This is a genomic window from Arthrobacter sp. NPDC055138 (genome assembly GCF_053607305.1).
The window spans coordinates 408812-422525 of record NZ_JBSGTH010000004.1; the positions used below are offsets into that span (position 1 = coordinate 408812).

A 13714-nucleotide genomic window follows, 5' to 3' on the forward strand; every position below is an offset into this window, starting at 1 on the left:
CGTGATCCAGCCCCTTCAGGAAGCAAGCGGCTGGCAGTGCGGGCAGAAGTAGACGTCGCGCTGGTCGGCCTCGGTATTGCCCTGGAGGTCGTGGGCGATCGGGGTGCCGCAGCGTCCGCAGGGACGGCGGGCCCGGCCATAGACCCAGAACGATTCGCCGCGGGCAGGTGACCCGATGGTGCTGCGCCTGCTGCGCTCCTTATTGACCTCCAGCAGCTGCTTGGACTTCAACACCATGGCCGGGAGATCCGGCACCTGGCCCACCGGCGTGGACGGGTGCACCCGGGCAATGAAACAGAGCTCGCAGCGGTAGACGTTGCCGATCCCGGCGAGATTGCGCTGATCGAGCAGGGCCAGCCCGATCGGCCGGTCGGGCTCCTGGCGCAGCCGCCGCAGGGCTTCGTCTGCGTCCCAGTCCGGCCCCAGCAGGTCCGGCCCCAGGTGCCCCACCAGTTGGTCCTCGTCGGCCCGCGGCACCACGTCGAGCGCGGCCAGCGCGAAGCCCACCGCCGTCGTCGTGCTGGTAGAGAGGATGAGGCGGGCCTGGAAGGCGGGTTTCCGCCAGCGCTCGCCGGGCTGGTAGACCTGCCAGCTGCCATCCATGCCCAGATGCGAGTGCACGGTCAGCGCGCCGACCCGCATCAGCAGGTGCTTGCCGCGGGAGCGGACCTCGTCCACGGTCTGCCCGGACAAGTCCAGCGTGGCATAGCGCGGCACCCGGAAGTCGCTGCCGGTCAGCGCCTGCCCGGCCAGCGCCGCGTGAAGTCGCCGGGCGGCTCGCCAGACGGTGTCGCCCTCAGGCACGGAACCTCAATCCCCGCGGAGTGGAATAGAAGCCGGCGTCCATCAGCGCGCGGGCCAGCGGCGTGTCCAGGATGGGGCCGCCATTGACCTTCTCCACCGCCATCTTGTCCGCGGCGCCGCGCCGGATCACCTGCACCAGGGCCCGGCCGCACATCGCCAGCAACTCCTCGTCCTCGGTGAAGGCCAGCAGCGTCTTGCCGCCGCGTTCGGAATACAGTGCCAGCTCGCCGTCCACCAGCACCACTAGGGCGCCCGCCTTGCGCCCCGGCCGGTGGCCGGATTCCTGCGCGGGCCAGGCCAGCGCCGCGCCGTAGGGATTGGCGGGGTCGGTCGCAGCCAATGCCACGGCCGACGGCGCCTGCTCACCCAGTTGCGCATCGCGGCTGAAGGAACGCAGCCGGTCCACCGTAGGGGAGACAGCGAACTGGGCCGCCCCCAGATGCTCGATGAAGTAGCCGCGGCGGCAGCGGCCGGTCTCCTCCAGCTTGCCCAGCACCTTGTACATCAGGCCGAAGCCGCCAGGCACCGATTCGGCGGCGACCGAGCCGCGGGTGACCACGCCGTAGCGGTCCAACAGCAGTTCGGCGGTGGCGTGTGCCCGCACGGTGGCATCGGCCTCCGGCGCCGGCAGCAGGGACCAGCGGCCGGCGGCGATCGGCGGTGCGGTCCGCGGTCGGCCCGCGGCGGCGTCCGCGGCGGCCCCGATGCCCGGACGCAGGCCGGCCCCGCTCAGTCCGTGCATGCGTCCGATCCGTCCCAGCCGGGCCGACCGGGACCGCGGCGGCGCGTTGCGCTGCCGGTGGGCCGTGGTGCCGCCGGCCAGCAGCGTCCGCACCGGGGCGAACGTGTCGTTGGTGATCCGGCCGGCCCAGAGCAAGTCCCACAGCGCGCTGACGACGGCGTCGTCCCCCGGCTGGGTGCCGTTGGCCGCCAGCACATCGGAGAGCTGCCGGAAGAAGTAGGCGCCGCCGTAGCCTCCGGCGCCGGAGAGTGCGCTCAGCAGTTCGTACTGCAGCACACTGGGCTCGAAATCGGATTGCGGATTCAGCGTCAGCGGCGCGGTGTCCGCCAGGTGCAGGCTGATCCAGCCGTCGTTGCCGGGCATCGAGCCCGCACCGGCGATCAGGATTTCGCCGGTGGCGGTCAGCTCGTCCAGCATGGCTGGCGTGTAGTCGGACACGCGCGACGCAAGGATGAGCGGTTCCCACGCCGACGCCGGGATGGGAACCCCGGAGAGTTGGTCCACCACCGTGACCACGCCGTCCAGCCCGCGCAGCTTGGCTCCGACGTTCTGCCAGGCCGGGAGGAATCGGCCGTAGGTGGCCGGGTCAACCGGTTCGACTTCCCGGCGCAGCGCCGCCAGAGATCGGCGGCGGATCTTGCGCAGCACCTCGACATCGCACCACTCGGTCTGGCGCTGGTCCGGCGCACCGATCGGAGCCCGTTCCCCGCCGGTCGCGGTGCCGCCGTCGTCAGCGTCCGGCGCGCCGCCGGGGCGGAATTCGCCTTCCACCACCCGGCCGTCCTTGAGCAGGCGCTGCAACGCCGTAAGCACGACGGCGGCGCCCAGCCCCAGCCGGCGGGCGCACTCTGCGGCGGTGAACGGCCCGTGGGTGCGGGCGTAGCGGCTGACCAGGTCGCCGAGCGGGTCGGCCACCGGCTCGATGAAAGCCAGCGGCACGCCCACCGGCAGCGGGACGCCGAGGGCATCCCGCAGCCGGGCGGCGTCTTCCACCGCGGCCCAGCGCTCGACGCCGGCCACGCCCACCTTCAGGGCGCGGTTGGCCTTGGCCAGTTCGGCCAGCAGGGGTTCGACCTCGGTGGTTGAAGGAGGCGGGGCGGTGCCGGTGGTCGATGGAGGCACGCCGGAGCCGAGTAGAGACCCGGTCTCCACGCGCTCGCTGGCGCTCACTTGGTCGACCACCGGGGTGCTGGCGCTCGCTTGGTCGACCACCGGGTGGTCGTTTTCGGTGGTCGATGGAGGCGCGCCGGCGCCGAGTAGAGACCCGGTCTCCGCGCGCTCGCTGGCGCTCGCTTGGTCGACCACCGGGGCGGCAGGCTGGAGGCGGGCGGCGATCTCCGCCGTCGTGAGTGGCCCCAGCAGGCGCAGCAGGTCCGCGATGCCTTCCGCGCCCTTGACCTTGCGGTCCTCGGTGAGCCGCTGCAGTTCCTGTTCCGTCTGGGCGATGATGCCCTCGTCCAGCAGTTCGCGCAGTTCGGCGCGGCCCAGCAGGTCGTTGAGCAGGCCCGGATCCAGGGAGAGCGCCGCCGCCCGGCGTTCGGCCAGCGGGGAGTCGCCCTCGTAGAGGAAGCTGGCCACGTAACCGAAGAGCAGCGAACGCGCGAACGGCGAGGGCTGCTGCGTGGTGGTCTCCACGAGACGCAGCTCGCGGCGTTCGATGCCAGCGGCAATGTCCTTGAGCGCGGGCAGGTCGTAGACATCCTGCAGGCACTCGCGCACCGTCTCCAGGATGATCGGGAACGTCGGATACTTGCGCGCCACATCCAGCAGTTGGGCCGAGCGCTGGCGCTGCTGCCAGAGCGGGCTGCGCTTGCCCGGGTTCTGCCGCGGCAGCAGCAGCGCACGTGCGGCGCATTCGCGAAAGCGCGAGGCGAAGAGCGCCGAACCGCCCACCTCCGCGGTGACAATCTGGTCCAGTTCCTCGGGGTCGAAGAGGAACAGCTCGGCACCAGGCGGCTCGTCCTCCATCATCGGCACGCGCAGCACAATGCCGTCGTCGGCGGCCATCGCGGAGCCGTCCAGCCCGTAGCGTTGATGCAGCCGTGCGCCGACGGCCAGCGCCCACGGAGCGTGGACCGGCATGCCGAACGGGCTGTGCAGCACCACCCGCCAGTCGCCGAGCTCGTCGTGGAACCGCTCCACCACTAGCGTGCGGTCGTTGGGAACGTCGTTGGTGGCCTGCTGCTGTTCGGTGAGATAGGCCAGCAGATTCCCCGCGGCCCAATCGTCCAGCCCTGCCCCGGCCAGCCGCTCGCGCGCCGGTTCCTCAGCGGTACCGGACAGTTCCCGGACAAAACGGCCCAGCGCGCGCCCGAGTTCCACCGGCCGCCCCAACGAATCGCCCTTCCAGAACGGCAGCTTGCCCGGCTGCCCGAAGGCCGGCGAGACCAGCACCCGGTCATAGGTGATGTCCTCAATCCGCCAGCTGGTGGCGCCCAGCGCGAAAACGTCGCCCACGCGGGACTCGTAGACCATCTCCTCGTCCAGTTCGCCGACCCGGCGGCCGCCTCGGTTCTTCTCGTCCTCGGACCCCACCAGGTAGACGCCGAACAGCCCGCGGTCCGGAATGGTTCCGCCGGAGGTCACCGCCAGCCGCTGTGCGCCCGGGCGGCCGGTGATGGTGCCGGCAAGCCGGTCCCAGACGATGCGCGGCCGCAGTTCCGCGAATTCGTCGCTGGGGTAGCGCCCGGCCAGCAGGTCCAGCGTGGCCTCGTAGGCGGAGCGCGGCAGCGTGGCGAAGGGCGCGGATTTGCGCACGACGTCGAACCATTCCTCCACATCGACGGCACCGAGCGCCGTGGCCGCCACGGTCTGCTGGGCGAGGATGTCCAGTGGGTTCGCCGGGATGAACAGCGGCTCGATCCGGCCGGCGAGCATCCGCTCCACCGTGACCGTGGTGTTGACCAGGTCCTGCCGGTGTTTGGGGAACAGCACGCCCTGCGAGGTTTCGCCGACCTGGTGCCCGGCACGGCCCACCCGCTGCAGGCCGCTCGCGACCGACTGCGGTGATTCCACCTGCACCACCAGGTCCACGGCACCCATGTCGATGCCGAGTTCCAGGCTGGAGGTGGCCACCACGCAGCGCAGCCGGCCGGACTTGAGGTCGTCTTCGATCTCGGCGCGGGCTTCCTTGCTGACCGAGCCGTGATGGGCGCGGGCCAGCACCATGTCCGCCCCGGACATCGATCCGGCCTGCGCCATGATCTGGGCCGGCGGCTTGGTCTCGTTAGCGGTGACGGTACCGGACCCGGAGTCGGTGCCCTGGCCGGGTGCAGTGTCCCAGACGTCGTCGCCGGCCAGGGACAGGGCCTGGCGTTCGCTCCAGATTTCGTTGAACCGGGCAGTGAGCCGTTCGGCCAGTCGGCGGGAATTGGCGAAGACGATGGTGGATTGGTTCTCGGCGATCAGGTCGACGATCTTCTCTTCGACATGCGGCCAGATGGACGCTGGCTGCGCGCCCGGGCCCAGTTCTTCCTGGCTGGGCGAGGCCAGCGCCGTCATGTCCTCCACCGGGACGGTGACCGTCAGGTCCCACGACTTCTTGGCGGGCGGGGCGACAATCTCCACCGGTGCGTTGCCGCCCAAGAAGCGGGCAACGGTATCCAACGGCTCCACCGTGGCGGAGAGACCGATCCGCTGGGCCGGCCGCGTCAGCACCGCGTCCAGCCGTTCCAGCGTGACCGCCAGGTGCGCGCCGCGTTTGGTCCCGGCCACGGCGTGCACTTCATCGATGATCACGGTGTCCACCGAGGCAAGGGTCTCCCGTGCCTTGGACGTCAGCATCAGGAACAGCGATTCCGGGGTGGTGATCAGGATGTCCGGCGGATGCGTGAGCAGCCGGCGGCGCTCGTTGGCCGGAGTGTCGCCGGAACGGACGCCCACCGTGATGGACGGGGCGGGCAGTCCCAGCCGTTTGGCGGTTTGGGTGATGCCGATCAGCGGCGCGCGCAGGTTCCGCTCCACGTCCACGCCCAGCGCCTTCAGCGGCGAAATGTAGAGCACGCGGGTGCCGCGGGATTCCCGCTGGCCGCCCCGTCCGCGCTTGCGCGCCGGCTGCGGGACCTCGAGCGGGAGCTCCGGTTCTGCCTCCGCGGTGGAGATGAAGGTGTCCAGCGCCCAGAGGAAGGCCGCCAACGTCTTGCCGGAACCGGTCGGCGCCACCACCAGGGCGTGGGAACCGGCGGAGATGGCGTTCCAGGCGCCGGTCTGCGCGTCGGTGGGCGCGCTGAACGCACCGGCGAACCACTCGCGGGTCGCCGGACTGAAGCGTTCGAGCACAGACGTCGTCATACCGATGGTTTGAGCCTAACGCCCGGCGCCCACAGCGTGCAGTTCCGCGGCGGCAGAACCGGCTACGGACCCGGTTAGGGGGCCTGGACCGTTCCCACCGTCATCAGCACCACCGAGTCGTCCGAGCAGCCGACGGTATCCTGCTCAGCAATCAGCGAATCCTTGCGGTTTGGCGGGTAAACCTTGACCCCCGCCACGTCCGTGAGCCCACATTCTTCGCCGTAGTTCTGTGCGTTGGTCTGCCGCAACTGCGCCGCGGCGGTGCCGCCCGGCGCCAATGTGACGGTGACCTTCTTGGCGTCCGGGTCCCGGTCAGCCGGGGCGCCGACCTGCTTGCCCTTGGCATCGATGTAGGAGACACCGGGGTAGCCGGCCAGCGTGCAGGACTTGTCGCCGGTGTTGGTGAGCACCAGTGTGCGGTAAACGCTGCCCGCGGCGCCGCCGCCGGGTTCGGTTTCAATGGCAGCGGCCAGTTGGCCGGCGCTGCAGGACCCGTCACCGGTGCCGGCATCGGCGCTGCTGCTGGCCTCCGGCGACGCGGCGGGGCTTTCGGTTTCCGCGGCGCTTTCGGTCTCCGGCGCCGGTGCAGAGGACGACGGCGATGCGCTGCCCGCCGGCCCGGCGGATGCCGGTGCGGTGCCGGCTCCCGGTCCCGCTTGGCCGCAGCCGGCCAGCAGCATTGCGGAGCCAATGAAGAGGGCCGCGGCGGCCGGCCTCAACCGGAAACGATTCATCATGCTCACATTAAACACCTCCGGCCGGTGGTTGTCCGCAACGAACATCCCACCGGCCGGAGGCGGCACTACATCTCTACGGATCAGCCCTTCTTGCGCGTCCTGGCCAGGGCGGTGACGCCGGCCGCCAGGCCCAGTACGCCGGCGCCGAGTCCGGCCCAGCCGGCCACCGTCGCCGCGTCGGTGCCCGATGCTCCGCTGCCCGACGCTTCGGCGGCCTGCGCATCGTCGGAGGCACCGCCGTCGTGCCCTCCGTGGCTCTCGGCGGAAGCTGCGCCAATCACGAACGAGGGGGCCGGGGACTCCAGTTCATGCGGGTCCTGGCCCTCCGCCGGGAGTTCGGCCCAGTTGGTCTCGCCCTTCTCGCAGGTCTGCAGGACGGGGAAGGCCAGGGTCTCGCCGGCGGATTCGGGCAGCAGCACCTGCAGCTGCAGCGTGTCGCGCAGCTCGTCGGCCACCGGTTCCTTGGCGGTGTAGACAATCTGGCTGACCCGCTCGGTCACGGTGGCTCCGCTGTCCAGCGTCTTTGGCGTATCGAGGGTTTCGCTGACCTTCTCCACGTCCCAGCCGGGGTGCACGGTGGGCGTGGCGTCGTCCAGTTGGTCGGGCAGCGAGATGGCGATCTTGCTGGTCGGCGAGCCCTCGCAGCCGTGGGCGAAGGCGAAGGTCAGCACCGAGCTGCCGCCGGCGGCGTTGTCCTCCGGGGTGACACCGACATGCGCGGAGGCTGCGCCGGCGCCGGCGGCCAGCAGGCCGGCAGTGGCTCCGGCGGCGAGGACGGAACGGAGGGAAGTGCGATGGATGGTTTTCACTAGGGTGCCTTTCAAGAGGCGCTGGGCAGGATGGGCCACAGCACCGGAAGAAGTGGGAATTAACAGCGGGCGTCAGCCCGGAAGCGGAACACTCACCGGCACCGGCGGTCCGCGCAGCGGCACCACCGTGACCAGATACGCGGTGTGCAGGGGCACCGGACCCTGCTCCGAAAGCGGCAATGACGCACGGACGGGCGCCACGGGGACGGCGGGCAGCTGGACCAGGGGACGGAGCCAGGCGGCCAGTGCCCAGAGCGCGGCCTCGCCGCGGGCCAGCATCAGAGCGGTCAGCGCGGTGGCCAGCAAGTGAGCGGCGAGCATGCCCGGCGAATTGCCGGCGTGCGATGCGGCCACACAGTCCAGCGCCACGGCCGCATGGCCGGCATGGCCCGCGTGGCCGGCGTGGCCGGCGTGTTCGGCCACTTCGGACGGCGCGCACTGGACCGTGCCGAACAGTTCAAAGGCTTGGTGCAGGGCCAGCTGCCCACCGGCGAGGACCGCCAGGATGGTTCCCGGTTCCAGCCTGCGCCCGGCCAGCATCATCACCGGAAGCCAGGTCAGCGCGCCCAGTGCCAGTACGACGGCGGGGGGCGGCAAGGTGCCGCCGGCGGCAGTATGTGCCGCGGCGGCGAGGCAGAGCACCGCGGCAGCAACGACTGCCGACCGGCCGAAGCGCAGGGCGTTACCCATGGTCATTCATGGTGGTAGGGGCGTCCGCCGGCAATCTCTTGGGCGCGGTAGAGCTGCTCCATGACGATCAGCCGGACCAGTTGGTGCGGAAAGACCAGTTTGGACAGGGACCAGACAAAGTCTGCGCGGCGGTGGATCGAGTCGTCCACGCCGTAGGCGCCGCCGATGATCAGCGTGACGTTGCGGGAGCTGTCCAGCGGCTGCTGAAGGGTGCGCGCCAGCGTGGGCGAGTCAATGTTCTTGCCGCGCTCGTCCAGCAGGATCACGAAGTCGTTCGCGTGCTTGCCGGCGAGCTTGGCCAGCAGGGTTTCGGACTCTTCCCGTCGGGCGGCATCATGCTCCCGGGAAGAATGCGGAATGGGTTGCCAGGTGACGTCGAAGGGCTTCTTCATCCGCTTTTCGTAGCGGTCGATTCCCTCCGCCACCCACGCCTCGTGCTTGCGTCCGATGGTGAGGATGCGCAGGCTCATCCGCCGGCTGCCGGGAACTTGCGGACGGTCAGGATCTGCGCGGCCCGGCCCACCGGACCCTGTTCATCGAACAGCTCTGTGTCGGTCATGCCCACACCACCGGCGCCGAAGGTGACCCGGGTATCGAGGCCGGTCCACTCGCCGTGCGGTTGGCGGAACAAATGGATGGACAGGTCCAGGTTGGGGAACATGTACTCGCGCGGGTCCTGCCGCACGGCCACGCCGTTCGCGGTGTCCACTATGCTGACGAAACGGGCCAGCGGGTGGACGTCCTCGCCCAGCACCAACGGATGCAGCGGACGCGCCCACACCGTGCGGTTGCCGGGCCCGCGGTCGGCGATGGTACGGAACTCGGTGGCGCGGATGAAGCCGCCGTCCCAGACGCTTTGCATCGGCGCCGGAGGGCAGCCGTCCGGGCGCGGCAGGCCCGGATGCTCGGGCCCCGCGACATCGGCAGTGTCGCCGGACAGCAGCCGCCAGGCCTGGGCGCGGATAGCGGTGCGGCCCTGGGCAGTGAAAGTGGCCTCCAGCAGTTCGATGGTCCGGCCCGGACGAAGCACCCGGGTCTGGATCTCGAACTCGCCGCCGTGGATGATGCCCAGGATCTCGAAGTTGATCCGGCTCATCACCATCTCCGCGCGGGGATGGTTGCGCAGCAGTTCGTGCACCATCAGCCCCGACGCCGGGGCCATGTGCTGTTCGTGGTCGTTCCACGCGCCCTGGGAATGCAGCGTGGAATGGAAGCGGCCGCCGTCCAGGCGGACGTAGTACGCGTCCGGGACCGCACCTCCGTCGGCGCCCAGGTGCTCAACGGCGGCTGTGGCAGTGGAATCGACCATGCCACCACTCTAACTAAATCCGAACGGGCCCATGGGCGTGCGGACTCGGCGGGCGTAACGCTGGTCCTTAGCGCTGTTCTTTAGCGCTGTTCTTTCGGGCGGGGATCGGCCGGGGTGGCCGGTGCGGTAGGTTCGGCCGGGGCCGCCCAGTTCAGGATGTTCGGCGGCTGGATCGCCGCGTCACAGTCCACCTGCGCAGGCTTCGCGGGCGGCTCCGGCGGGTCCTCGTCCTCGTCTTCCGCTTCGTCCACGGCGTCCTGATAGTCCCGCTCCGCTTGGCGGTAGTCCTGCTCTGCTTCACGGTTGTCCGCTTGGCACTGGGCTAGGGCGTCGCGGTAATTGGCCTGGGCGTTGTCCCGGCGGGCGAAGAAGGTCGAGCGTTCTGCCAGTGCCTGCTGGTAGACGGCATATTCCCTCCAGTAGTCGTCCCACTGTGCCGCGATCTTGTCCCAGGCCTTGTTCACCTTGGCCACGGCGGCGGCGTAGTCCTTGTACTCCTTCACCTCCGTTCGGTACTGGTCGTAGGCGGCCCAGTAGTCCAGCACGCTCTGCTGCCATTTTTCGACGCCGCCGGCCAGCTTCTCCTCCGCGGCACTGGTGCGTTCCCGGTTGGCTAGCGCAGCGTCTTCGGCGTCGAACGGCACCGGCGCCATCCCGGTGAAACTCCAACCGCAACCCGGGCCGGCGGGGTCATCGGCCAGCACCCTGACCTTGGCCGAGGTAGCGGGTTCGTCCGCCGGACTCTTGGGCGGCTTGGGCACCTTCCGGGCCTCCGGCATCAGCGGCCAGACGGGATAGCTCGGCTCAGCCGCCGGCTTGGCGGCCTTGACCTTCAGCGTGGGAGCCGGCATCGGCACCGAGCGCTCGCCGTCGCCGGCCGGTGCCTGCGGGGGTGAAACAGTGCGGATGGCCACCGTGCTGGTGCGGGTGAACGGCTTGTAGTCGTCCGTCGACCAGGGGGAGCGGGCGGCGTCGCCGGCGTCGGACTGCTGGTCGGCGCAAACGCCGTCCAGCGTGCCGGCCAGGTTCTTGTCGAGCTGCTTGGCCAACTTCCGCAGCTTAACGTCCGCCTTGCCCACCACGAATGTCAGCACGTCCCCGCGCCGGAAGGTCACCACCTGCATGCTGCGGCCGCTCTTATTGGTGTAGTCCCGGTGTGCCTGGACACCGGGTGTGTCCAGATCCTCGCCGTCGACGTCGACCGAACTCCCGGCACAGTCGGACGCGTTATCCAGCAGGTCATCCATTGCCTCGGCGCCAAGGCCGGCGGTGTAGGCAGCGCTGACCACCTGCACGCGCACCTTGCCCACCTTGAACGAACGCGCCAGCGCCACGGACGGGGCCGCCCCGACATCGCACGAGTACGGCACCGGCAGCGCCACTCCTTGCTGGATCGGTCCGTCCGGCTTCCACTTGGCGGGCGGTTCATCCAGCAGCGCGGTCAGCGACGTGGACGCCGGGCTGTCCGCGAGCACGGCGCTGATCGCCACCGGGGACGCGGCCTCGGCCACCGCCTGCGCCGGTTCGCGGGGGAGGACCATGGGCATGCCGGATAGTTGCAGCGCCGCCAGTCCGGAGGCGGTGATGGAAGCCAGACAGAGCGCGCCGACGGCCAGTGCAACAGTCGGATGCTTCTCGAAGATGGACATCGGGACTCCTACGGCTGTCCGGGGACCGTGATGGCGGTGTTGCTGCCAGCACTGAGCGTGATTTTCACTTCCTGCCGGAAGGCCAGGCTGCTGCCCGGCGGGGCCGACTGTTTGGTCACCACGTTCTTGCCGATTCGCGGATCGGGCTTGGTGGTCTTCTGCGCGATCACCGGCACCAGGTTGTTGCGCAGCAGCACCGTAATGGCCTCGTTGACACCCAGCCCGCGGAGATCGGGCATCGACCGCGACGCGGCCACGCTGCTGGTCAACGGATCCGCCTCCGGCATCGGCTCGGCCGGCAGCCCCTTGTGCAGGCCCTCCATGGTGTCCTTCCACACCGGGCCGGCCAATTCCGAGCCGGTGAGGTCGCGGAAGGTCTTCCCGTAGGCCTTCACCGTGGTCAACGGGTGCTGCGCGCCGCCGCGCGGATCACCCAGCCACACCGCCGTCGCATACTGCGGCGTGACGCCCACAATCCAGTTGGCGGCGAAGTCGTTGGTGGTACCGGTCTTGGCGCCGGCCTTGCGGCCCTTCGGCATGCCGAGCACGCCCAGGGTGCCGGCGGGGTTGAACGGTTCCTTGAGGGCGTCGGCTACCGTGGCCGCCACCGAGGGGTTGATGGCCTGGTGGCAGCCGGCCTCGGGAACCGGGATTTTCTCCCCGGTGTCGCTGCGGATGCCTTCGGTGATGGTGACCGGCCGGCAGAGCACCCCGCCGCTGACGAACGTGGAGTAGGCGTTGGCCATTTGCAGCGGCGAAATCTCGTACGCGCCCAGAGCCAGCGAGGCCTCCTTGCCGTGCAGTTTCTTGGTGGGGATGGTGGTGATTCCCAGCTTCTCGGCGAGCTCGGCCACTTCCTTCACGCCGGTCCGCTCGATCAGCCGAATAAAGTAGACATTCACCGACGCGCGGACGGCCTGGTAGGCATCGATATTGCCGTAGTTCTTGTTGCCGTAGTTGTGGAAGCCGCCCGGCGGGTTGTCCAGGCGGGAGTAGTAGGGGCCGTTGGCCAGCAGCTTCGTCCGTGGCGAGATTCCCTGCGATAGCGCCGTGGCCAGCACGATCGGCTTCATTGCCGAACCCACTTGGAAGGGGCTGTCCGCGAAGACCACTTCGGTCTTGCCTTTGCCCTCGCCCCACGCACGGTTCTGCACCACTGCGGCAATATGCCCGGTGCCGGGTTCCACGACGGCGGTGCCCAGCGCCACGCGGTTCTTGTTGCCCATCGCTTTGCTCACCGCTTTTTGCGCCGCGGCCATCGCCTTGCGGTCCATCGCCGTGGTCAGGGTCATCCCGCCGCGGGAGAGCCGGTCGGCGCGTTCTTCCTGGGTCTTGCCGAAGGCCGGATCGGAGAGGATTTCGTCCCGGACCAGGTCGCAGTAGAACGGGTAGTCGGAGTCGGCGCAGCCGGACGGCATGGAGCCCGGGTCAAGGCCCAGCCCGCTCTGGCGTGCTGCTGCGGCTTCGTCTGGGGTGATTGACCCGCGGCCCTCCATCACGTTCAGTACGGTGTTGCGGCGGGCAAGCGCCCGGTCCGGGTATGTCATCGGATCGTAGTAGACCGGCCCCTTGAGCAGGCCCACCAGCAGGGCCGACTGCGGCAGGTTGAGTTTGTCCGCCGTCGTGTTGAAGTAGATCCGGGCCGCGGCCTGGACTCCGTACGCGCGGTGGCCGAAGTAGACGGCGTTGACGTACATGTTCAGGATCTGGTCCTTGTCCAGCCTGTTTTCCAGCTGGACGGCGTACTTGGCCTCGCGGATCTTGGCGTTGTAGGTCTCGCCCACCGCCACCGACTGCTCGGTTTCGTCCCGCGCGTTGTTGACCAGGATGTTCTGCACCAGTTGCTGGGTGATGGTGGAGCCGCCCTGGCGCTCGCCGCCCACGGAGTTGGTGACCATGGCCCGGGTGACCCCCATCGGGTCCACGCCGTGGTGTTCGTAGAACCGTGAATCCTCGGTGGACAGCAGGGTGTCCCGGAACGTCTCCGAGACGTGGTCCAGGGCCACATCAATGCGGTTCTCGCTGTAGAAGCGGGCGAACTCCTTGCCGTCCCTGTCCAGCAGGACCGTGTGCTGCGGCAAGGCGGTGTCCAGCGGCAACTCGCCCGGCAGTTCCTCCCATAGATCCAGCACGGAGTCGGTGGCTGCCGAGAAGGCGATCGCCCCCGGCGCAACCAGGGAGCCGGCGCTGAGTGCCACCACGGCGACTGCCCCGGCCCAGGCGGCGAAACGCAGCGCGGGGCCGTGTCGGCGGGCCGGTGGAACAGGCGCAAGCATCTCGTCCAGGCACACCGTGTCTTTCCGGCGGCGCCACCACGGTTTACGAGTACTGCGCAACGGTGCGGGTTCCCGGTCAGGCGGCGCCGGTGCTTGCCCGGCAGCAGCCGTCCGTTCCTCCTGGTTGGCGTCGTCGTCCTCCGAAGCGGCAACTGTTTCGTCCACCTGCGGTCCTCCGTCCCCCTGAGCAGGCCCGGACGTCCCCCAACGTCACTTCCCAACCTGCCGACGAATTACCTCCAGAAAGCCGCTTGGTTCACGCCGCCGCAACCAGAGGTGGTCTTAGCGTACGGCTTATCCGCCGCGCCGCAACCCCTTTTCCGGGCGGTTTACGATCGCTGCCGAAATGTGACGCAAGCCGGTTTTTGTGACTGATGTGAGAGCGTCAAAATCCCCGAAAAGCATTGA

The 13714-nt window shown here is 69.5% G+C and carries 9 protein-coding genes; all 9 read right to left on the reverse strand.

Features of this window, described 5'->3' with window-relative positions; translation table 11 throughout:
* Positions 1-15: 15 nt before the first annotated feature.
* The 9 genes from ACWF5H_RS12530 to ACWF5H_RS12570 all read right to left on the reverse strand — a co-directional run bounded on the left by ACWF5H_RS12530 (position 16) and on the right by ACWF5H_RS12570 (position 13471).
* Positions 16-804 (reverse strand): Fpg/Nei family DNA glycosylase, encoded by a 789-nt coding sequence (locus tag ACWF5H_RS12530; protein WP_452037232.1) that lies wholly within the window; start codon positions 802-804, stop codon positions 16-18.
* Entirely contained in the window at positions 797-5836 is a 5040-nt protein-coding gene (locus ACWF5H_RS12535; protein WP_452037233.1) for an Lhr family ATP-dependent helicase, read from the reverse strand. Before ACWF5H_RS12535 ends, ACWF5H_RS12530 begins: the two co-directional genes overlap by 8 nt.
* A 74-nt stretch (positions 5837-5910) precedes the next feature.
* Positions 5911-6573 (reverse strand): DUF4232 domain-containing protein, encoded by a 663-nt coding sequence (locus ACWF5H_RS12540; RefSeq protein WP_452037370.1) that lies wholly within the window; start codon positions 6571-6573, stop codon positions 5911-5913.
* Between the two features lie 80 nt (positions 6574-6653).
* Positions 6654-7382, reverse strand: a complete 729-nt coding sequence (locus tag ACWF5H_RS12545) for a YcnI family protein (RefSeq protein WP_452037234.1) — start codon at positions 7380-7382, stop codon at positions 6654-6656.
* Between the two features lie 72 nt (positions 7383-7454).
* Positions 7455-8072 carry a hypothetical protein gene (locus tag ACWF5H_RS12550; RefSeq protein WP_452037235.1) on the reverse strand — a complete coding sequence of 206 codons (618 nt, stop codon included), beginning with the start codon at positions 8070-8072 and terminating at the stop codon, positions 7455-7457.
* Between the two features lie 2 nt (positions 8073-8074).
* Positions 8075-8542: a 23S rRNA (pseudouridine(1915)-N(3))-methyltransferase RlmH gene (locus tag ACWF5H_RS12555; protein WP_452037236.1), complete on the reverse strand. Its 468-nt coding sequence runs from the start codon at positions 8540-8542 to the stop codon at positions 8075-8077.
* The gene (locus ACWF5H_RS12560) at positions 8539-9381 is read right to left on the reverse strand and encodes a thioesterase family protein (RefSeq protein WP_452037238.1); all 843 of its coding nucleotides are present in this window, start codon (positions 9379-9381) and stop codon (positions 8539-8541) included. The genes ACWF5H_RS12555 and ACWF5H_RS12560 overlap by 4 nt, the downstream gene beginning before the upstream one ends.
* 80 nt (positions 9382-9461) lie before the next feature.
* A complete protein-coding gene (locus ACWF5H_RS12565) occupies positions 9462-11030 on the reverse strand; it encodes a hypothetical protein (protein ID WP_452037239.1) in 1569 nt (522 codons plus the stop codon).
* Positions 11031-11038: 8 nt separating this feature from the next.
* Positions 11039-13471, reverse strand: coding sequence for a transglycosylase domain-containing protein (locus tag ACWF5H_RS12570; RefSeq protein ID WP_452037240.1), 2433 nt, complete (start codon positions 13469-13471; stop codon positions 11039-11041).
* Positions 13472-13714: the final 243 nt, after the last annotated feature.

Coding starts and splice junctions, on each gene's coding strand:
- ACWF5H_RS12555 (WP_452037236.1), bottom strand. CDS start 8,542: ATGAGCCTGCGCATCCTCACCATCGGACGCAAGCACGAGGCGTGGGTG.
- ACWF5H_RS12565 (WP_452037239.1), bottom strand. CDS start 11,030: ATGTCCATCTTCGAGAAGCATCCGACTGTTGCACTGGCCGTCGGCGCG.
- ACWF5H_RS12550 (WP_452037235.1), bottom strand. CDS start 8,072: ATGGGTAACGCCCTGCGCTTCGGCCGGTCGGCAGTCGTTGCTGCCGCG.
- ACWF5H_RS12560 (WP_452037238.1), bottom strand. CDS start 9,381: ATGGTCGATTCCACTGCCACAGCCGCCGTTGAGCACCTGGGCGCCGAC.
- ACWF5H_RS12540 (WP_452037370.1), bottom strand. CDS start 6,573: ATGATGAATCGTTTCCGGTTGAGGCCGGCCGCCGCGGCCCTCTTCATT.
- ACWF5H_RS12535 (WP_452037233.1), bottom strand. CDS start 5,836: ATGACGACGTCTGTGCTCGAACGCTTCAGTCCGGCGACCCGCGAGTGG.